Source organism: Deefgea salmonis, assembly GCF_020531905.1.
Taxonomy (GTDB): domain Bacteria; phylum Pseudomonadota; class Gammaproteobacteria; order Burkholderiales; family Chitinibacteraceae; genus Deefgea; species Deefgea salmonis.
The window spans coordinates 72,896-92,180 of the sequence record NZ_JAJAWG010000005.1; the positions used below are offsets into that span (position 1 = coordinate 72,896).

Annotated in this window: 20 protein-coding genes; 17 read left to right on the top strand and 3 right to left on the bottom strand. The window is 51.0% G+C overall.

Translation table 11 applies throughout. The annotated features are described in order from the left end of the window. Window positions 1-35: 35 nt before the first annotated feature. The 15 genes from LG219_RS09480 to moaC all read left to right on the top strand — a co-directional run bounded on the left by LG219_RS09480 (window position 36) and on the right by moaC (window position 13,748). Complete coding sequence (locus LG219_RS09480) at window positions 36-662, top strand: LysE family translocator (RefSeq protein ID WP_226764254.1); 627 nt, start codon at window positions 36-38, stop codon at window positions 660-662. Between the two features lie 11 nt (window positions 663-673). Continuing rightward, window positions 674-1,141, top strand: coding sequence for a DUF4149 domain-containing protein (locus LG219_RS09485; RefSeq protein ID WP_226764255.1), 468 nt, complete (start codon window positions 674-676; stop codon window positions 1,139-1,141). Window positions 1,142-1,216: 75 nt separating this feature from the next. After that, window positions 1,217-1,852, top strand: coding sequence for a phosphatase PAP2 family protein (locus LG219_RS09490; RefSeq protein ID WP_226764256.1), 636 nt, complete (start codon window positions 1,217-1,219; stop codon window positions 1,850-1,852). Between the two features lie 163 nt (window positions 1,853-2,015). Then, the gene (ruvA, locus tag LG219_RS09495) at window positions 2,016-2,609 is read left to right on the top strand and encodes a Holliday junction branch migration protein RuvA (protein WP_173532721.1); all 594 of its coding nucleotides are present in this window, start codon (window positions 2,016-2,018) and stop codon (window positions 2,607-2,609) included. Window positions 2,610-2,729: 120 nt separating this feature from the next. After that, entirely contained in the window at window positions 2,730-3,770 is a 1,041-nt protein-coding gene (gene ruvB / locus LG219_RS09500; protein ID WP_226764257.1) for a Holliday junction branch migration DNA helicase RuvB, read from the top strand. A gap of 301 nt (window positions 3,771-4,071) precedes the next feature. Next, on the top strand, window positions 4,072-4,749 hold the full coding sequence (tolQ, locus tag LG219_RS09505; RefSeq protein ID WP_226764258.1) for a protein TolQ: 678 nt from the start codon (window positions 4,072-4,074) through the stop codon (window positions 4,747-4,749). A 144-nt stretch (window positions 4,750-4,893) separates the two neighbouring features. Further along, the gene (locus LG219_RS09510; RefSeq protein WP_221021689.1) at window positions 4,894-5,307 is read left to right on the top strand and encodes a biopolymer transporter ExbD; all 414 of its coding nucleotides are present in this window, start codon (window positions 4,894-4,896) and stop codon (window positions 5,305-5,307) included. Next, window positions 5,307-6,218, top strand: a complete 912-nt coding sequence (tolA, locus tag LG219_RS09515; RefSeq protein ID WP_226764259.1) for a cell envelope integrity protein TolA — start codon at window positions 5,307-5,309, stop codon at window positions 6,216-6,218. The genes LG219_RS09510 and tolA overlap by 1 nt, the downstream gene beginning before the upstream one ends. Before the next feature lie 17 nt (window positions 6,219-6,235). Next, window positions 6,236-7,507, top strand: a complete 1,272-nt coding sequence (tolB, locus tag LG219_RS09520) for a Tol-Pal system beta propeller repeat protein TolB (RefSeq protein ID WP_226764260.1) — start codon at window positions 6,236-6,238, stop codon at window positions 7,505-7,507. A gap of 486 nt (window positions 7,508-7,993) precedes the next feature. Then, window positions 7,994-8,998: a GTP 3',8-cyclase MoaA gene (gene moaA / locus LG219_RS09525; RefSeq protein ID WP_226764261.1), complete on the top strand. Its 1,005-nt coding sequence runs from the start codon at window positions 7,994-7,996 to the stop codon at window positions 8,996-8,998. 1,043 nt (window positions 8,999-10,041) lie between these two features. Next, the gene (gene mobB, locus LG219_RS09530) at window positions 10,042-10,551 is read left to right on the top strand and encodes a molybdopterin-guanine dinucleotide biosynthesis protein B (RefSeq protein WP_226764262.1); all 510 of its coding nucleotides are present in this window, start codon (window positions 10,042-10,044) and stop codon (window positions 10,549-10,551) included. A 162-nt stretch (window positions 10,552-10,713) separates the two neighbouring features. Further along, entirely contained in the window at window positions 10,714-11,904 is a 1,191-nt protein-coding gene (locus tag LG219_RS09535; RefSeq protein WP_226764263.1) for a molybdopterin molybdotransferase MoeA, read from the top strand. A gap of 11 nt (window positions 11,905-11,915) precedes the next feature. Continuing rightward, on the top strand, window positions 11,916-12,164 hold the full coding sequence (gene moaD / locus LG219_RS09540; RefSeq protein WP_226764264.1) for a molybdopterin converting factor subunit 1: 249 nt from the start codon (window positions 11,916-11,918) through the stop codon (window positions 12,162-12,164). A gap of 1 nt (window position 12,165) precedes the next feature. Beyond that, the gene (moaE, locus tag LG219_RS09545; protein ID WP_226764265.1) at window positions 12,166-12,630 is read left to right on the top strand and encodes a molybdopterin synthase catalytic subunit MoaE; all 465 of its coding nucleotides are present in this window, start codon (window positions 12,166-12,168) and stop codon (window positions 12,628-12,630) included. A 2-nt stretch (window positions 12,631-12,632) separates the two neighbouring features. Continuing rightward, a complete protein-coding gene (gene moaC / locus LG219_RS15620) occupies window positions 12,633-13,748 on the top strand; it encodes a cyclic pyranopterin monophosphate synthase MoaC (protein WP_444542516.1) in 1,116 nt (371 codons plus the stop codon). Between the two features lie 109 nt (window positions 13,749-13,857). Here the strand turns inward: moaC and LG219_RS09560 are convergent, their stop codons facing one another. Continuing rightward, window positions 13,858-14,241, bottom strand: coding sequence for a SirB2 family protein (locus LG219_RS09560; protein ID WP_226764266.1), 384 nt, complete (start codon window positions 14,239-14,241; stop codon window positions 13,858-13,860). A gap of 91 nt (window positions 14,242-14,332) precedes the next feature. Between LG219_RS09560 and LG219_RS09565 the strand changes: the two genes are divergently transcribed. Together LG219_RS09565 and LG219_RS09570 are read left to right on the top strand one after the other, a co-directional pair. Continuing rightward, window positions 14,333-15,070, top strand: coding sequence for a pseudouridine synthase (locus LG219_RS09565; RefSeq protein ID WP_226764267.1), 738 nt, complete (start codon window positions 14,333-14,335; stop codon window positions 15,068-15,070). 129 nt (window positions 15,071-15,199) lie between these two features. Further along, entirely contained in the window at window positions 15,200-15,940 is a 741-nt protein-coding gene (locus tag LG219_RS09570; protein WP_226764268.1) for a TlyA family RNA methyltransferase, read from the top strand. 32 nt (window positions 15,941-15,972) lie between these two features. On the opposite strand, the gene LG219_RS09575 is transcribed toward LG219_RS09570, so the two are convergent. Both LG219_RS09575 and LG219_RS09580 read right to left on the bottom strand, forming a co-directional pair. Further along, window positions 15,973-17,238, bottom strand: coding sequence for a mannosyltransferase family protein (locus tag LG219_RS09575; protein ID WP_226764269.1), 1,266 nt, complete (start codon window positions 17,236-17,238; stop codon window positions 15,973-15,975). A 256-nt stretch (window positions 17,239-17,494) separates the two neighbouring features. Continuing rightward, window positions 17,495-19,279 carry a PglL family O-oligosaccharyltransferase gene (locus LG219_RS09580; RefSeq protein ID WP_226764270.1) on the bottom strand — a complete coding sequence of 595 codons (1,785 nt, stop codon included), beginning with the start codon at window positions 19,277-19,279 and terminating at the stop codon, window positions 17,495-17,497. Between the last annotated feature and the right edge of the window lie 6 nt (window positions 19,280-19,285).

The following is a 19,285-nucleotide window of genomic DNA, read 5'->3' on the forward strand; positions in this document are numbered from 1 at the left end:
TGTGTCTATATACCTGTGAATTAATTGAGGATTTCATGCTGCTTGCGCCAGAACAATTCATTGCATTTTTGAGTGCCGCATTACTGATTACGCTTTCGCCCGGCCCAGATAATTTAATGGTACTTAGTATTGGTGCGACGCGAGGTCGATTGCGTGGGATGGCATTTGGCCTTGGTTGTGCGCTGGGTTGTTTAAGTCATACCTTACTCGCGGCATTGGGCGTGAGTGCCTTGATTGCGGCTTCGCCGTTTGCATTTACTGCACTCAAAATCGCCGGTGGTGTGTACCTCATTTATTTAGGCTGGCAGGCACTAAAGCGTCGAGGCGGCTCAAAAATCACAAGCAATCATCATCAAGAGAGTACGCGGACATTATTTATACGCGGTGTCATTGCCAATTCAATCAACCCCAAAGTAGTGCTGTTTTTTCTGGCTTTTTTGCCGCAATTTGTGATGACTGCTCGCGGTGATGCCGCATGGCAGATTGTCCAATTAGGGGTGATATTCACTGTGCAAGCGATGCTGCTATTTGCGGTGCTTGGGTTTTTTGCTGGGCATATTGGGCAATGGTTTAATCGCAATGCCAAAGCGAGTGCGTGGTTAGACCGAATTGCGGGGTCGATTTTTATCGCCTTGGGACTCAAACTCATTATTCATCCTTAAGGCCAATACCTATGACTATCAATGATTACGCGCTGTGGCGTGGGCTGCATGTGTTGGGCGTGGTGTTGTGGATTGGTGGCGTGGCCTTTGTGACGACGATTCTGATTCCAGCGCTGCGCCGCAGTGGTAATGATTATGCTTTGTTTGAGAAGCTCGAACATCGTTTTGGTTTGCAGGCCAAATTCAGTACGCAAATTGTGCTGATTTCGGGCTTGGCGATGTTGTATCTCAGCGATACTTGGTCGCGCTTGGCCGATACCTGGTGGCTGTGGGCGATGATTGTTACGTGGGGTATCTTCACGTTGATGTTGTTTGTGCTCGAGCCGTGGCTAATCCATCGTTGGTTAAAGCGCAAAGCGCAGCTTGATCCAGCGGCAACGATGCGCTTGTTGCAGCGATTGCATTACGCTTTACTCGCGCTTAGTTTGCTCACCGTTGGTGCTGGCGTGGTGGGGGCGCATGGCGGCGCTTGGTTTTAAGGGCATGACTTATTACCCGTATTGTTATTTTGGCTTCAGCTAAAATCGCGCAAAATTAATTTGGATCGAAGAAAAATGCGTTCTTTTAGCTTACGGCAACATCCTCGCACCCAGGTCGTGCGGCGTTTTCAATGGCTGGCGATCGGCGGTATGGCGCTATTGCTACTACTGATCTTGTCACTGGACCATTCTTACTTAAATACCCTCGACGTGGCGATGAGCCAAGCGCTGTATAACGGACCCGTTCGCTTAAGCCAAATCTTGGCTGCGCTGATGAGTTTTAGCGGTTCGCTGGTGTTGGCCGTGGGGCTGGCGGCGTATTTTTGGCGCTCAGATCGGCTGGCCGCCATCGGTTTACCGCTGAGCGTGGGCGCGTGCTGGGCTTTGGCGGCGGCGATTAAATACACGGTGCAAAGACCCCGACCCGAGATTTTGCATTTGGCGCACGCCAGTTCGCCCTCGTTTCCCAGTGGCCATTCGATGGCAGCGTGGTCGCTGTCGATGGGGCTGGCGTTTATTTTTGCTCAGCGTTATCCCGAGCGACAAAGCCTTTTTTATTGCTTGGCGCTGCTTTTCGCCGTGGTGTGTGGTCTATCGCGTGTGGTTTTAGGCGTGCATTATTTTAGCGATGTGCTGGCGGGCTTTGCAGCGGCCACGTTGATTGTGGCGGTTTTTGTCATGCGCTACGCCAAGTCGCGGCAGGATTTTTAGCCCGTAGCGGCTTATTTGCGGTGCGCTGATTTCAAAGTGAACGAACGTCCGGTATTCGCTGTTACAATTGAGTGCATTCATGGGTCGGCCGAGACCGACATGTTGTCGATTGTCGTGACGATGAGTCGGCGACTCTTTTGCTCCACTTTAAGGAAATCAGCGCATGATCGGACGTCTTACTGGCCTTATTCTCGAAAAACAGCCGCCGCATATTGTGATTGACGTGAATGGCGTTGGTTATGAAGTGGATGTGCCGATGAGCACATTTTATGTGCTGCCGCATTTGGGTGAAAAAACCACGCTGTTTACGCATTTATTGGTGCGCGAAGACGCGCAATTGCTCTACGGTTTTGCCAGTAAAGACGAGCGCAACAGCTTTCGTACCTTAATTAAAGTCTCGGGCATTGGCGCCAAAATTGCCTTGGCGATTTTATCGGGCATGGGCGCGGACGAATTAGCCAGCGCGGTGGCCGCCGAAGACATTAAGCGCCTATCGACTATCCCCGGCATTGGCAAAAAAACTGCTGAGCGTTTGGTGCTCGAATTACGCGGCAAGTTGGCGACCAGCAGCTTAACCAGTACGCCAGGCGGTCTGCCATTTGCGACCACGCCGGATGATCGAAGTGATATTCTCAACGCCTTGCTGGCCTTGGGTTACAACGAGCGCGAAGCCAATATGGCGATGAAAACGCTGCCGCTGGATGCCGATGTTTCTACTGGCATTCGCATGGCGCTTAAATCGTTGGCCAAAGGCTAAGGCGTTTTGAGTCGCCCGTAGAATCAGTGTGGCGTCGTATACCACTTAGCAGCATGGTATTTAGCTGCAGCCTTTGATTTTCAATGGCTGGGTTCAGATACCCAACTAAAAGTAAAAATCATGATCGAAACTGACTCGCTGTTTTCAGCTCCGCCGCCCGATCGATTGATTGCGGCGCAAAAGATTTCCAGCAATGAAGACATGCAAGAGCGGGCTTTACGGCCTAAATTGCTCGACGAATACGTCGGGCAAATGAAGGCGCGCGGCCAGCTGGAGATTTTTATTGAAGCGGCGAAAAAGCGCGGTGAAGCGCTGGATCATGTGCTGTTGTTTGGCCCACCGGGTTTGGGCAAGACCACACTGGCGCATATCATCTCCCGCGAATTGGGGGTGAATTTGCGGCAAACGTCGGGTCCGGTGTTGGAACGTGCTGGCGATTTGGCGGCATTGCTGACCAATCTTGAGCCGCACGACGTACTGTTTATTGATGAAATCCATCGACTCTCGCCGGTGGTAGAAGAAATTCTCTACCCAGCGCTCGAAGACTTTCAGCTCGATATTATGATTGGTGAAGGCCCTGCGGCGCGCTCAGTCAAACTCGATCTGCCACCGTTTACCTTGATTGGTGCGACCACGCGCGCTGGGATGTTGACCAATCCGCTGCGCGATCGTTTTGGCATTGTGGCGCGTTTAGAGTTTTATACGCCTGAAGAGCTAACCCGCATCGTCACGCGTTCGGCTAGCTTGATGCAGGTGGAGATGGACGAAGCGGGCGCGTTTGAAGTGGCGCGGCGCTCACGCGGCACGCCGCGGATTGCCAATCGTTTATTGCGGCGAGTGCGCGATTTTGCTGAAGTGAAACACGATGGCAAAGTCACGCGCGAAGTGGCGGATGCGGCGCTGCAAATGCTCGACGTCGATCATGCCGGTTTGGATGTGATGGATAGAAAAGTATTACGCGCGATTTTGGATAAATTTGCCGGTGGTCCAGTGGGCTTGGACAATGTGGCGGCGGCGATTGGTGAATCGTCCGATACCATCGAAGAAGTGATTGAGCCGTATTTAATTCAACAAGGCTTTTTGCAGCGCACGCCGCGTGGCCGCATGGCGACTTTAAGTGCTTATCTACATTTTGGATTAGAAGCACCAAAAACGGAGTGATCGACATCTTCGTGTAAATAATACGCAATTTATGCCATTCCATTAAAACTTCATCGATTTGCCGATGATAAATCCCGTAAAATAAGTAAACTTTTTGTGGTCTGGCCACTCCAATTGGCAATGTGACCGCGTCCTATTGCCGACGCGGCCGTTTGGCCAAATCCATCCGCATGCCAAGTTTGCGCCGTCTGGCAGTATCGCAGCCGCGTTGTACGCTTCGTTGGCGAATCAATTTTTCTACCTTGAACGCGAAATCGAGCAGTGACTCGAGTTTGCTGAGTCCTATTTGGAGTTTTGCTACATGGCACCTGTTGAAGATATGTCGATTATTAGCTTGGTTTTGCAAGCGAGCTTGGTCGTTCAGATGGTGATGGTGTTGTTATTGGCGCTGTCGTTCATGTCGTGGTGGCATATTTTTACCAAGCATTTCACTTTAAGTACCGCCAAAAAACATACCGATGAGTTTGAAGACCGCTTTTGGAGCGGTTCGGATTTGAATGCCTTGTATGAGCAGGTGAAACACAGCCGCAACAATATCGGCATGGAAAAAATCTTTATGGCCGGTTTTAGCGAGTTTTTAAAATTGCGCCAAAAATCGGGCATGGAACTGTCCGATGTGATGGAAGGCACCCGCCGCGCGATGCGGGCGTCTTGCCAGCGTGAACTGGATTATTTAGATAAGCACACGTCGTTTTTGGCCTCGGTCGGTTCAGTCAGCCCGTATATCGGTTTGTTTGGTACGGTGTGGGGCATTATGTATGCGTTTAAAGGCTTGGGGAATGTTGGCCAAGCGACGTTAGCCACCGTAGCACCGCATATTGCCGAGGCTTTGGTGGCTACAGCGATTGGTTTGTTTGCCGCGATTCCTGCCGTGGTGGCGTATAACCGCTTTGCCCATGATGTGGATCGTTTAGCCGGACGTTTTGATACGTTTATTGAAGAATTCTCCAATGTATTGCAACGCCAAATTGGGCGCTAAGTATAAAAAATATTGAACTACAGCGGCGCAGAGGCGCAGAGAAAAACAACTTCGATTTTGAATTTCTCCGTGCCTCCGTGCCTCGGTGTCTTGGTGGTTTAAGACGTGGCTTTAAATTGCCGCCATATTCTAAGGATTGATCTTATGGCTCGTCGCCCTCGCCGTGCTAAGAATGAAATTAATGTCGTGCCGTATGTTGATGTGATGTTGGTGTTGTTGGTGATCTTTATGGTCGCCGCACCGGGAATGCCCTCGGGTTTGGTTGAGCTGCCTTCGGCTGGCAAATCGAGCCAGCAAGTGACCGGCAATCCAATGACGGTGGATATTGATAAAGATGGCGCGATTTCGCTCAAAGACGGTCAAGAAGTGACGTCTTATCCCGACGCCAAGGCACTCGCTGCGGCGATTAAAATCAAAGTGGATGCTGCCGCCGGGACTGAGCGTCCTGTGGTAATCGCTGCAGATAAAAATGTTCGTTATGACGCGGTGATGCAAACCACCGATGCGCTACGCATGGCTGAAATCCCCCGAGTTGCTTTACAGGTCTCACAGCAGTAATGAAGCCAAATCAATCCAATTATCCGTCTGAACATCAAGGCCTGGCGCTGGTTTTAGCCATTGCGATGCATTTGCTGTTGCTCGGATTATTGCTGTTTTCTGTGCAATGGAAAACCAAGCAGCCTGATCCGGTAGTGGTCGAATTATGGGGCGCGCCGCCGCCAGCACCGGTACGCCAGTCGGTGGTTGAAGCCAAACCAGTGCGTAAAGTGGTGGCCAAAGTTGAGCCGCAAATTGACCCAGTCAAAGCGCCGGATGTGGTGACGGAAAAAATCAAAGCTAAGCCAACGCCAACGGTGAAACCAACGCCGACGCCGACGGCCAAACCGACGCCAACGCCAAGTGCTAAGCCGACCGCTAAACCGAGCGCCAAGCCTACCGTGCAGCCAACCCCAGTGGCGACGGCTAAGCCAAGCGTGGTGGTTCCGCCGCCAGCGAAAGCCAGCGCTGCGCCGAAAAAAGCCGAAGTGAAAAAACCAAAAAGCGAATTAGAAAGCGCATTGGGTTTTGATAATTTATTAGGTGCCGATACGCAGAGCAAACCTAATCCGAACGCCAAAGCCGGCGGTAAAGTCGGTGGCACTGGTGACACCGTTGGTGCTACGGGTGGCGCAGGTAAAGGCAAGGGCTCGGGTGTGGGTGAAGGTTATGCGCGTGGCGTGGGGCAAGATATTAAACAGAAGATTGTTTATACCCCAGGCAATCAAAATCCACGCGTGACGTATAAGATTCATTTATTGCCCAGCGGTGAGATTCGCCAAATTGAGTTGATCAAAGCCAGTGGCGACCCGAAATGGGATGAAGCGGTGAAGCGCGCAATTCAGCTGTATGCGCCATTCCCAAAACCGCCAGCCGGCGCAACATTTAATGATTACCGTGATATTCGCTGGGAATTTGCCCCCAAAGAGTAATGACTTAGGAGAAGAGTGTGCTGCAACGTGTATTCCGTCATTTGGCCTTTTTACTCTTGCTCGCCAGCAGTGTGGCGCAAGCGGACATGACCATCGAAGTCGTTGGCGTCGGTAGCCAGCAGTATCCGATTGCGATTTTGCCGTTTCAAAATGAGCAGCTCGATCGCCAGTCGGTCACGCCAGTGATTGGCAGTGATTTAAATACCAGTGGGGTGTTTAAGGTGCTGAACTTTAATGATCCTAGCTTGCAGGCCTATACCCCTTCGACGCTGAATTATTCCGCCTTGCAAGCCGGTGGCGCGCAATATGCGGTGATTGGGCAGTTGCTCAATGATGGCGGGCAGATACTGGTTAAATTTTGGTTGATTGATGTGGCCAGCAAGCAAGAGCTGATTGCGTTTGAAAAACGCGGTAGCCCGAATCAATTGCGCCGGATTAGTCATCAAATCGCCGATATGATTTACGCCAAAATCACCGGCAACCCAGGTGCGTTTGCTTCGCGCATTGCGTATGTGTTGAAAAACGGCAAGAGCTATCAATTGCAAGTGGCCGATGCCGATGGCTATGGCGCGCAAACGGTATTGAAATCCAGAATGCCGATTATGTCGCCAAAATGGTCACCCGACGGTGGCAAGCTGGCGTATGTGTCGTTTGAATTAGAAAAACCGGTGGTGTATGTGCATGAGTTGGCGACCGGTAAGCGTTGGACGGCAGCGAATTTTAAAGGCAGTAATTCCGCGCCCGCTTGGTCGCCCGATGGTCGTCAATTGGCGGTGGTGTTGACCAAAGACGGCGGCAGCCAGATCTTTTTGGTGAATGTTGATGGCAGTAATCCGCGCCGCGTTAGCCAAGGCGGTGAAATTAATACGGAACCGACGTTCACTACCGATGGTCAGAGCATTCTATTTACTTCGGATCGTGGCGGTAGCCCGCAAATTTATCGTTCTAACCTGAATGGCGGCAACGCCGAGCGGCTGACTTTTTCTGGCGCTTACAATGCCAGCGCCAAAGTCTCGCCCGATGGTAAATATATGACTTACATTACCCGCGACAACGGGTATCGTGTTGCTGTCATGGATTTGAATACGCGGCGTAGCAATAGTCTAACGTCGAGCACGATGGACGACTCTCCGTCGTTTGCGCCCAATAGCGCGATGATTTTGTACGAAACTGATATTGGCCGCCGTGGCACATTGGCGATTGTATCTAGCGATGGCAAAGTCAAACAACGCTTGAAGTCGCCTAACGGTGAAGTTCGTCAGCCTGCTTGGGGGCCGATGCTGCGCTAATATTGTCCACAAGCAGGTCAAAATCGATCACCACAGAGGCGTAGAGACACTAGGGTCTGTTGACGTTTGGTTTCCCGCCGCGCTGGAGTGCTTTTCGCGGCGAATCAAGGCGTAGTAAGCGACGCATAGTTATTCTATGTGAGCTTGCTACAACGCTGAGTCGCCGCGAAAAGCGCCCAGCCCGCAGGGTTTGGCGGCTTTTGGCCTGATGCTGCGTTACAAAGCGCTGGCGTAGAATGACTACGTTGCGCGCTTCGTGCCTTGCCTCAGGCCAAAATCCGCGCAAACGCGGTTGGCAAACCAAACGTCAACAGACCCTAATCGCCTTATCAATTTTGCTGCCGTCCGATGAAGCCATATACCTCAGCAAAATTGCGCTGTGGATGGCCGTTTTGACTACACTGTCAGAACGGTGCTCATGGCTCGACTGAGTCAATATGCTGTGCGATTTACGTGCAATCCCTTGCTGAAGTCAAAAGGAAAAATATGTCAACGTCCACCTTATCGAGTTCGACCGCTTTGCAAGACCGATTTGGCCGTGCCATACGTTATTTGCGGCTATCGGTTACCGATCGCTGCGATTTGCGCTGTAATTACTGCTTGCCCAAGGGTTTTGACGATTACGAAGAGCCGAAAAACTGGCTCAACTTTGATGAAATGACCCGCTTAGTCGCCATCTTTGCCAAAGCGGGGGTATCGCGCGTGCGTTTAACCGGCGGCGAGCCCTTATTACGCCGCAATTTGCCAGAATTGGCCGCGCGTTTAGCCGCTTTGCCCGGCGTGGATGATCTGTCTTTATCGACCAACGCCACTCAGCTTGGCAAACACGCGGTGGCGCTCAAAGCGGCCGGCGTTAAGCGCATCAATGTTAGTCTGGATTCACTGGATAAAGGCTGTATTAATACCATCACTGGTCGGGATAGTTTCGACGCGATTATGGCCGGAATTATGGCAGGCAAGGCCGCAGGCTTTGCGCCGATCAAGCTCAATATGGTCGCCATGCGCGGTGTGAACGAGCATGAAATTCAGCGTATGGTGGCGTTTTGCCTCGAAAATGGTTTTATTTTGCGCTTAATCGAAGCCATGCCGATGGGCGACACCGGCCGCAATGCGCAATATATGGATTTGAATCCAATCCGTGAGCAATTGGTGTCGCAGTTTGACCTGATTCCTGAAGTGGCTGAATTGGGCGGCGGACCAGCACGCTACTGGCAAACGCAAGACGGCACTGGCCGAGTCGGTTTTATCACGCCAATTTCACAGCATTTTTGTGCCACGTGTAATCGAGTGCGTTTGTCGGTCGACGGCACTTTGTATATGTGTTTGGGGCAGGAAGAAAAATTTGAATTCGCGCCCTTATTGCGCGGTGGCGCGACGGATGAAGAAATCCTCGCCGCCTTGCAGCATGCGATTGAGTTAAAACCCGAAAAACATGAGTTTAAAGAGCAGCCCGGCAAGATTATCCGCTTTATGTCGCAAACGGGTGGCTAGGTATTGGGCTGTGGCCATTGCCAGTCAATGCTTGTATTGATATACGCTGGTATGTAGGTCGGATAAGGCGCAGGCCTTGTCCGATTTTTTTGTTTGATGTTTTGAGAAGTGTGCTTGTTGAATTCAATGTGTAGAGTGTGAGTTGTTTTTTTAGTTTATGTGCCTGCGGCACGGTGGTTTGGGTGCGCGGGCTGCCGCGCGGCAGGTCTCTTTCTTTTGCTTCTCCAAAAGAAAGAGACGAAAGAAAAGGAGCCCCGAGCGCGCATCGGTCCCCGATGCCCTCGATTGTCGCGAGCCAAACGAAAAACCGTTCGTCTCGCTCCGCACTCGGTGCGCTTGGACGGGATGGAAAACTATGATGCCACCATTAATGTGCTTGGTCGCGTAATGTGCTTGGCATAGCATGGTTGGATTCGGGATTCGGGATTCGGGATTCGGGATTCGGGATTCGGGATTCGGGATTCGGGATTTAATTTTTAGGTTTTGTTTGGATTTGGTGTTGATATTTTAAATAGCACGCGTTTAAACAGATCGACTGCAGCCCCTTCCCCCTTGATGGGGGAAGGCTGGGATGGGGGTGTTGAGCTTAAAATGCACTTCGTTGTATCACCCTCACCCTAGCCCTCTCCCATCAAGGGAGAGGGAATGCCGCGAGACTCTAAGCACAATCAACACCAAACCTGAACATTACCAATTTTTATTATGTATTTGATTGTAGCCTTTGATCAGCAATGCTTTGCTGGCAATACTCATGATTGTTTCGCGCTGCTTGGTCTGGGGCTTAAAGTCCCGTTAAAACGAACACCGAGCACGAAGCGAGACGAACAGTTTGATCGTTTGGCTCGCGCCACGCGAGGGAACGGCGGAGCCGAGTTCGTCTCGAGTCGCCTTCTTTTGCTTACTTTTCTTGGCGAAGCAAGAAAAGTGAGTGCCGCGGCGCATAGCCGCTGACGATGCTTGGAAGCAAATGAAGTGACTAGGTTAAACTGTCGTTTCTAAGCGCATGGTGATTATTTTAAATTTAAATACTGAAAGTGAGCGAGATGACCCACATCCTCGGTATTACTGGTTATTCCGGTTCGGGTAAAACCACGTTGATTGAAGCATTGCTGCCGGAACTCGCTCAGCTGGGTTGGCGGGTGAATGTGATTAAGCATTCGCACCATGATTTGGAGCTAGAGCCGCCGCGTAAAGATAGCGCGCGGTTTCGCTCGGCTGGTGCTGGCGAGGTGATGGTGGTGTCGCCGTTTCGCTACGCGATTGTGCACGAACTACGCGGTGCGGCTGAACCTACGCTAGCTGAGCAAATTGCGCGGCTGGCGCCGGCGGATTTGACCTTGTTAGAAGGCTTTAAATCGGAAGAAATCCCCAAAATAGAAATCTGGCGCGAGGCCAATGGCAAGCCGCTGTTGTATCCAGATCATGCCAGTATTGTCGCCATTGCCACAGACAGCCAGCTTGAGCAGGCAATACCCCATCTGAATTTGAACGATGTGCCGGCATTGGCGCAGTTTATTTATGCTTTTTTTTCAAGCGAATCACGCGGCATTTGAATTTAAATTGCGCATCACGAGTGATGCCTCATGGGGCCAAAGCCTTGCACTGTGTTGATCTCAATGACGCGATTGATGGCGGGCGAAGCGCCGCAGCCGTGGTGGACGTTGACTGCTGAGCGCCAACGCAGTTTTAAAATTTAATACTAATTGGAGTTTTTTATGCTGGATTTTGCGACTGCCTTGGCGAACTTACTGGCCGCAGCGCGCCGAGTGCGCGAGTTTGAACATCTGGATTTATTAGCGGCCAATGGCCGAGTTTTGGCGCACGACGTGATTTCGCCGTTGGCGGTGCCCGGCTTTGATAACAGCGCGATGGATGGATATGCGCTTAATATCGCCGATTTTAACTCCCCGCCAGCCGATTTTTTGCTGAGCCAGCGCATTGCGGCAGGAGAAGTAGGACAGGCACTCGCAGTCGGTGAGGCGGCGCGGATTTTTACCGGAGCACCGATTCCGGCTGGTGCTAATGCGGTGGCGATGCAAGAGGTTTGCACGGTGAACGATGGCCGAGTCACGGTGACGATGCCACTGAAAAATGGCGCGAATATTCGCCGCGCCGGTGAGGATATTGCCGCGCAATCGGTGGTGTTGACGGCCGGAACGCGTTTGGGTGCGGCAGAGATCGGTTTGGCGGCGTCGATTGGTTGGCCGACTTTGCCGGTGGTGCAGCCACTCAAAGTGGCGCTTTTGAGTACTGGGGATGAGCTGGTTGAGCCGGGCAAGCCATTGGCGGCGGGGCAGATTTATAACTCCAACCGCTATGCGCTGCATACTTTGCTGCAAACCTTGGGCTGCGCGGTGACTGATTTTGGCATTGTCGGCGATGATAGCGCGGCGACGATTGAATTACTCACGATAGCTGCTGAGCAAAACGATGTGGTCATCACGTCTGGTGGGGTATCGGTCGGTGAAGAAGACCATGTAAAAGCTGCAGTTGAATACCTAGGTTCACTCGATCTATGGAAAATCGCTATGAAGCCGGGAAAACCATTTGCCCATGGCCGAATTTCTGAGGCTGATTTTATTGGTTTGCCGGGTAATCCAGTGTCGAGCATGGTGACATTTTTAATGCTGGTGCGTCCGTTCTTATTAGCGCGCCAAGGCGTAACGGCGCTTGATCCGGTGAGTTTGCCGCTGATCGCGGCATTTGATTGGAAAAAAGCCGGCGATCGCCGCGAGTTCTTGCGAGTGCGTTTAAATGCGGCTGGGCAAGTCGAGTTATTCCCACGACAAGGATCGGGCGTGTTGACGTCGATGGTGTGGGGCGATGGTTTGGTGGATTTGGCAGCAGGGCAAACGATTAGCGCCGGTGATATGGTGAAGTACTTGCCGTTGTCGGCCTTGGTTTAAGGGGTTTAAATATGATTAATTTGGTTTATTTTGCTCGTTTAAAAGAAGTTTTTGGGCTCGCTGAAGAAGTATTACCCAGCACGCCCGCCACAGTGGCCGATTTAATCGCGCTATTGGCGGCGCGCGGCGGTGTTTGGCACGACGAATTGGCGACTGGCAAAGTGTTTCGCGTGGCAATCAATCAAGAAATGGCGCAATTGAGCGATGCGATTAGCGATGGCGCTGAGGTGGCGATTTTTCCGCCAGTGACGGGGGGCTGATATGACACAGATGCAGGATGTGATACGCGTGCAAACGCAGGATTTTGATGTCGCCGCCGAGTACGCCCGCCTTGCCGGTGATGCCACGGTGGGGGCGGTGGTGATGTTTGTTGGCCGCGTGCGTGATCTGAATCCACAGCCAGAATTGATTGCTTTAGAGCTAGAGCATTACCCCAAAATGACCGAAAAAGCGCTCAATGCCATTGTGCTCAAGGCGCGTTCCCGTTGGGACTTAGGCGCGGTGACGGTGATTCATCGCGTAGGGCCGATGCAGCCCGCTGAGCAAATTGTGTTGGTTTTAACGGCCAGCGCACATCGGGATTCAGCCTATATGTCAAATGCGTATATCATGGATTACTTAAAAACTGAGGCGCCGTTTTGGAAGAAAGAAGTGACTGCCAACCACAGCATTTGGGTTGATGCGCGCGAATCTGACAGCACGGCAAAGCAACGTTGGGAAGGGTAATAATGATGGTTGATGCGGTAATCTTGGCCGGTGGTGAAGGGCGTAGAATGGACGGGCGCGATAAAGGCTTGGTTGAGCTATCGGGCCGCCCTTTGATCGAATGGTGCTTAGAGGGTTTACAGCGTCAATCGGTATCGGTAGATCATGTGTTGATCTCTGCAAATCGCAATTTGCCAGATTATGCGCGTTATGGTTATGCGGTGCTGCGCGATGTTTATCCAAGCCATCCCGGGCCTTTGGCTGGGATTCATTCGGCATTTTTGGCATCTCCAGCAGAGATGATGCTGGTCGTTCCTTGTGATTTGCCGTTTTTACCGTCAGATTTATTACTTAAATTACGTGCAGAAATGGCGCGCTCGGGCGCACCCGCAGTGGTTGCCAAAACCGCCGATGGCCGCATTCACCCGACGATTTGTTTGCTACGCAAAGGCGTGCTTGCGTCTTTGGTTGAGCATTTATCAAGTAGTCGTTTAAAGATGTTGGATTGGTTAGAGAGTATTCAGGCAGTGAGTTTAACTTTTGCAGAAGGCAGTTTCCCCAATTTAAATACCCCCGACGATTTGGCTGGCTTGGCCGCGCGCTTGTCTGGCGTTGAAGCTATCCCAGTGGCCGGTGGTTTAACGCATTTTAATAGCGCGGGCGACGCGCATATGGTCGACGTGGGCAAAAAAGCCGAAACGCATCGCATTGCCACGGCGCAAGGCGAGATTCGGATGTTGCCCGATACCTTGCGTATTATCGAAGACGGCACGAATAAAAAAGGCGATGTGCTCGGTGTGGCGCGAATTGCGGCGATTATGGCGGCGAAAAAAACCAGCGATTTAATCCCGCTATGCCATCCTTTACCGCTGACTAAAGTGAGTGTTGATTTTCATATTGATCGACAAAAATCGACGGTGCGCTGCATGGTCACTTGCGAAACCTACGGCAAAACCGGCATCGAAATGGAAGCCTTAACCGCCGTTAACGTAGGCCTGCTCACGATTTACGATATGTGTAAAGCGGTGGATAAAGGCATGGTGATGAACGATATTCGCCTGCTGGAAAAAATCGGCGGTAAGTCGGGGCATTGGTTGAGTGAGTCAGGCGACGCTGCGTCAGCAACGCCGCTGATTTAAGTCTCTGAACGATTTGGGTAACAGCGTTTACTTTTGCCCAAATCCCAAATCCCAAATCCCAAATCCCAAATCCCAAATCCCAAATCCCAAATCGGTTTCTCGTTTTGACTTAAGCCCAAATCATCGGATTTTTGCTCACCGCAACAACGATCATATACACAAACACCGCGATTGCTGCGATAAAGGCGATGACGCGGGTGCGGTAGGTTTTACCGCGTTTAATCGCAATCGTTCCCAAAATAATATACAGCGCCAAAGCAATCAGCTTGGCCATTAGCCATGGCTGTTCACCCGGTTTCATGCCGGCCATCAGTGCCAAACTAAAACCGGCAATTAGCAGCCCAGTGTCAATAATATGCGGGGTGATGCGTAACACGGGGTGTTGCAACATTGCCGATTGCTTGAGCATTAAAACGCCGCGCAATAAAAACAGCAGGCCAGAAAGGCCAATTAAAGTCAGGTGCAAGTGCTTAATGCCTAGATAATATTCCATGCTTTTGTCTCGATGTGATGAATAGGTCTTATGCCTAGACGATTAAAACAGTAAAATGTTGCATTGTCGGCCTTTATTAGCAGAAAAAATTATGGAAGAACCCCTACGCTTATCCAAACGCATGGCCGAATTGGGCTTATGCTCGCGTCGCGAGGCCGATGAATATATTGCCCGTGGCTGGGTCTTGGTCGATGGCCAAGTGGTCGATGTGCTCGGGACAAAGATTTTACCCAGTCAGCAGATTGAGCTGCATAAATTTGCCGCTCAAGTACAAGCTGGCCGCGCAACGATTTTGATTAATAAACCGGTAGGTTATGTGTCCGGTCAAGCCGAAGACGGCTACGAGCCAGCGGTGGTGTTATTTAAGCCAGAAAACCATTGGGTTGGCGACAATAGCGGCATTCCGTTTTCGCCGGTGCATTATCAAGGCCTCGCGCCAGCTGGGCGCTTGGATATTGATTCGGTTGGACTCTTGGTGTTGACGCAAGACGGCGTGGTGGCTAAAACCTTGATCGGCGAAAACTCTCAAGTTGAAAAAGAATATCTAGTGCGTGTTTCTGGGCATTTAAAAGCCGATGGTTTACGTTTACTCAATCACGGCCTTGAGCTCGATGGCGCTAAACTCAAACCGGCGCGGGTTTGGTGGCAAAATACCGATCAATTGCGCTTTATTTTGCGTGAAGGTAAAAAACGCCAAATTCGCCGGATGTGTGAATTAGTGGGTTTGGAAGTGGTGGGTTTGCAGCGGATTCGGGTTGGCCGGATTTTGCTCGGTGATTTACCGCGCGGCCAATGGCGCTATTTAAGCCCAGACGAATCGTTTATTTGATTGGATGGCCAGCGTTTGGCGCTGCGTTTGTTGGCTGATCGCCCTCTTTTTAGAGGGCGTTTTGATTGGTAGTGCATCCGTTGTGGCTTCGTTAATCGGCGCGCTGCGGATCTTTTTTTTGGAAGCAATATGCGTGCTGATTTATGGCTGCTTGAATTGGGTTTGGCCACGTCGCGCACTGCGGCGCAAACGATGATTTTGGCTGGACGAGTGTGGGTTGATGGTCAGCAGATTCATAAGGTGGCGAGCAAGGTCTCTCCCGCGTCTGAAATCAGCGTAACGCCGGATGAGTTGGATCGCTATGTATCACGCGGCGGGCTTAAATTGGCGGGCGCTTTGGCCACGGCAGGCTTGGAGGTCAGCGGCTGTTTGGCGCTGGATGTCGGCATTTCGACTGGCGGCTTTACTGATTGCTTATTGCAGTCCGGTGCGCGGCGCGTGGTGGGCATTGAGGTGGGGCATGATCAATTGCATCCGCGCTTGGCCGCTGATGAACGAGTGACGCAGTTTGAAGGCGTCAATGCGCGGCATTTAAATTTAGCCATGATTGCCTCTGCGCTTGATGCGCCGCTGGATTTAGTGGTGGGGGATGTGTCGTTTATCTCGCTGAGCTTGGTGTTGCCGGCATTGCGCTCAGTGTTACCGGTGGGTGGTCGATTATTGTTTTTGGTAAAGCCGCAATTTGAATTAGGCCCACAGGCCTTGGGTAAAGGTGGCATCGTTCGCGATGACAGCCTGTATCCACAAGTTGAAAGCAAAATTTGCCTCGCCGCAACGGAGAATCAATTTCGCGTGCTCAATTATTTCGCCAGTCCGATTGCCGGTGGTGATGGCAATCGAGAATTTTTTATTGATGCGGTGGCGATTTAGTATCTTGGCAGGGTATAGCTCGCTAGCCCTGATCAATACACTTGATAATGGATATACATCAGTAAGAAAAATCCCAGCCCGAAGAGCATGATGAGCTCGATGGCTTGATGCCAATAACGATTTTTTTGCATCAACATGCCGGTGGCAATCACTAGCGGAAATAAGCTCATCAAATAGCGTGGGCCCGATAGTAACCAGCTTGGCGAATACGATACCCATAAATACACCGCCGAGTAGGCTAAATACGGCAGTGGCAGTTGCCGGCCACAGGTGAGCAGCAGGGCAATCGCAGCAAAGTAACACAGCACGGTGGGCAGCCAAGTGCCTAGCGCGAGGTTTAAATCGCCTTGCAGCAGGTTGCTAAAGGCGTTGGCAACATTGCTGGGCATAAAGCCAAAGCTTTGTGACCAATTTTGCCGTTGATAAATTAAAAACTGCAGCCAATTGCCGGTCACAACGTGGTTGATGGCTAAATAAGCCAATAAACCCAACGGCACCAACGCCAGCCCTAGTAGTGCGCGCCAAGGGCGGTTGAGCTCGCCATTGCGCCAGCGCAATAGGATTTCAACGGCAAATGGAATCAACAATAAAATTCCTTGATTGCGGGTAAAGCCCGCTAGCGCAGCAAATAAGCCGGCCAGAAGCCAATACCCTCCACGTAAATACCAAAATGACAGCAAGGTGAGCAGTAAAAATAAGCTCTCGGTATACGGCATGGCAAAAAAGAACGAGAACGGGAAAATCACTAAGATTTTGCAGCAATCCCAAGCCAGCTGTGGATTTTGGCTTTCGCGCTCGACTAAACGATAGAGCACGATGGTGGCGGCACAAAAGGCGGCTAATGACGCAATTAAGCTGGCCGCAAACAATGGTATGCCACTGAGCCCAATCAGCGCGACCAAGGCTGGGTAGAGTGGATAAAACACCAGATTGAGCTTTTCTGGCATCGCGTCGGTGACATAGCCATGCGCCGCAATATTCAGATAATGCACCGCATCCCAGCGCCACCAAATGGTTTTGAGGCTGTCAAAAAAGCCAACCACCTGATTTTCTCGAAAGATAAACAATAGCCAAGCCAGCAGCCAAGTCGCTAAGCGCGCACCGAGCACCAGTAACACAATGGCGTAAATTGGATGGCGTTGTTGAGAGGTGCTTAAAGCAAAGGGGCGCGGCGCAAATAAAGCCATGTGCTCGTCAGCGTTGTCGCCAAGAGATAGGCCAAATTCATAAACGCCGCGTAAGGCGATAGAGGCCAGTAGCAAAATAAATGCCAATAGCGCGATGGTGGTGATCAACATTGTCTCATCCATGATTTAAGTTACGGCCTAGCGTCGATGCGCTATTGCAGTAAATTATGCCGTAAGGATGTGGGGCGTTGATGAAATAAACAGCAAGGCGGGCGGTGAAGACTGAAAAGACAACAGATTGCACTGCGGATCACCATAAAAAAGCGGATCTTGTGATCTGCAGCCAGTCATAAAAAGGGCAGATCTAGCGATCTGCGCTTAGTTAGAAAAAAGGCAGATCTAGCGATCTGCCTTGGACTTCACTCATTTAGTTCAGCATTTCGTCTTCGGGGGGCAAGGGGCGCTTTAATTTGAAGTCGAGGTTGTGGTTAAAAAACTCGCGTCCTGCATCGACTTCTTTCACTAAGGCGCGCACGGCCGGCTCATTAAATTTAAACAACGTCTCGTAGAAATAATCATAGCTTTCTGGGTAAGCAAAAGCCGCTTGGCGCATCAGCTGCTGGGCGAGGGCTTGATTACCACTGAGTGCTTCCATCACCGCTTGATCGGTCATTTGCCCTGGATAAGGGCGAATTGCATTGATATTACGTAAGATGCCGAGCTTCCAAGGCATCTCGCTCTGGCTGGCGACGATGTAATTGGACAAACCAAAGTCAGCATAAAAGTCGATTAACGGATTGCTACGCATCCCTTCTAAAGTTTGAATTCGCGCCGCGTTGATTTTTTCGTCTTTGGCTGGATCCATAATCGGGTAAATTTTGAGATACAGCTGCGCGCCGAGCACTGAAATCGTCAAGGCCATTGCCGCCCAGATGGTCCAGCTGATTCGCGTTGCGATCGCTGGCACTTGGCATTGTGGTCCATCGCTGCGCAAAAAGAGCAGGGCGACGGCAAAGGGGCCTAAAAAGTGGAAATACCACAGAGGATATTCCACCAAGCTATGCAAAATCGACACAATGGCCAGTGAAGCGCCAAACACGACTACCGGTTGATTCCAGTTGCGCCATAAATTAGCAAACGCCCAAGTAATCCCCGCGACGATGATCGCAGTACCAAAAATGCCGGTTTCAGCGAGTAAATTCAGTACTGAATTATGCGCGTGGGTAAATAAAACACTCTCAGAGACGATGGCAAATTCAGGCCGAACTTGCAGCGCAATACTTTGCGCACCATAAGCGCCCCAACCCAGGCCAAGCCATGGATGCTGTAAAAAGGCTAACCCAGCTTTTTCCCATTCCACCAAGCGGCGTGAGCCATTAGAATCAATACGATCCAAGCCCGTTGGCACTTCATTTTTGGCTTTGAGCAGTGCTTGCAGTAATTCATTCACTAGCGGCGCTAAAAACTGCATCACAATGATTAAAACAGCAGCAATACTCAGTGCTTTACCAAATTGGCGAACGATTTCGCCACCGCGCCACCATAAGAATAAACCCGCCGGTAGCCATGCAATAGCGTACAAAAATGGCGAACGTGAGCCACAAAATGCCAACGACAACGCCAACCACGGTGCAACAATCCAAAACATCCATTTGGGCAGCTCGTTTTTTTGCGTGACTAAATACGCCGCGCTCGCAAGGCCCCAAGCAAGGTAATGCCCGTACATATTTTTTTGGCCGATATTGCCAAAAATTAGCCGTGGGCCTTCTTGCACCAATTGCATGATTTGTGGGACGGCCAGGCCAGAATTAAAAATCGCACCTGCGAGTAAACCCCAAGCAAACATGGTGACGATGTCTTTTTGCCCATACACCGCCATGGCGCGTGATAAAGACCACGCCAACATGCCAGCGCCCAGCGCATAAACCAGCGGATAAACGACCTCGGTGGCGTAATACGGCTGAATAATGGCCGCTTGCACCCCAATGAAACTGGCAAAAGCCAGCCAAAAGAGACTAGTCCACGGTGGATTGATTTTTTCTTTGTGATCACTCGGAATAAAAGCACATGTGAGCGTAATCAATACGCATAACACAAAGGCGGCTAACTCAGAAGGGAAAACAGGATTGGGATTCCAGCGAAAAGGAATCCCACACGGCACAGCGGCAAATAAAAATAACAGGGTCTGCAATAGGCGCAGTTGGATCGGCATAATCAA

Bases quoted from the DNA above. Each gene is read 5' to 3' on its own strand.
- LG219_RS09480 (WP_226764254.1), top strand. From the start codon at position 36: ATGCTGCTTGCGCCAGAACAATTCATTGCATTTTTGAGTGCCGCATTA.
- LG219_RS09535 (WP_226764263.1), top strand. From the start codon at position 10,714: ATGCTGGATTTTGCGACTGCCTTGGCGAACTTACTGGCCGCAGCGCGC.
- moaE (WP_226764265.1), top strand. From the start codon at position 12,166: ATGACACAGATGCAGGATGTGATACGCGTGCAAACGCAGGATTTTGAT.
- tolQ (WP_226764258.1), top strand. From the start codon at position 4,072: ATGGCACCTGTTGAAGATATGTCGATTATTAGCTTGGTTTTGCAAGCG.
- ruvA (WP_173532721.1), top strand. From the start codon at position 2,016: ATGATCGGACGTCTTACTGGCCTTATTCTCGAAAAACAGCCGCCGCAT.
- LG219_RS09570 (WP_226764268.1), top strand. From the start codon at position 15,200: ATGCGTGCTGATTTATGGCTGCTTGAATTGGGTTTGGCCACGTCGCGC.
- LG219_RS09485 (WP_226764255.1), top strand. From the start codon at position 674: ATGACTATCAATGATTACGCGCTGTGGCGTGGGCTGCATGTGTTGGGC.
- LG219_RS09560 (WP_226764266.1), bottom strand. From the start codon at position 14,241: ATGGAATATTATCTAGGCATTAAGCACTTGCACCTGACTTTAATTGGC.
- LG219_RS09490 (WP_226764256.1), top strand. From the start codon at position 1,217: ATGCGTTCTTTTAGCTTACGGCAACATCCTCGCACCCAGGTCGTGCGG.
- ruvB (WP_226764257.1), top strand. From the start codon at position 2,730: ATGATCGAAACTGACTCGCTGTTTTCAGCTCCGCCGCCCGATCGATTG.
- moaD (WP_226764264.1), top strand. From the start codon at position 11,916: ATGATTAATTTGGTTTATTTTGCTCGTTTAAAAGAAGTTTTTGGGCTC.
- mobB (WP_226764262.1), top strand. From the start codon at position 10,042: ATGACCCACATCCTCGGTATTACTGGTTATTCCGGTTCGGGTAAAACC.
- tolA (WP_226764259.1), top strand. From the start codon at position 5,307: ATGAAGCCAAATCAATCCAATTATCCGTCTGAACATCAAGGCCTGGCG.
- moaA (WP_226764261.1), top strand. From the start codon at position 7,994: ATGTCAACGTCCACCTTATCGAGTTCGACCGCTTTGCAAGACCGATTT.
- LG219_RS09565 (WP_226764267.1), top strand. From the start codon at position 14,333: ATGGAAGAACCCCTACGCTTATCCAAACGCATGGCCGAATTGGGCTTA.
- LG219_RS09510 (WP_221021689.1), top strand. From the start codon at position 4,894: ATGGCTCGTCGCCCTCGCCGTGCTAAGAATGAAATTAATGTCGTGCCG.
- LG219_RS09575 (WP_226764269.1), bottom strand. From the start codon at position 17,238: ATGTTGATCACCACCATCGCGCTATTGGCATTTATTTTGCTACTGGCC.
- moaC (WP_444542516.1), top strand. From the start codon at position 12,633: ATGATGGTTGATGCGGTAATCTTGGCCGGTGGTGAAGGGCGTAGAATG.
- LG219_RS09580 (WP_226764270.1), bottom strand. From the start codon at position 19,279: ATGCCGATCCAACTGCGCCTATTGCAGACCCTGTTATTTTTATTTGCC.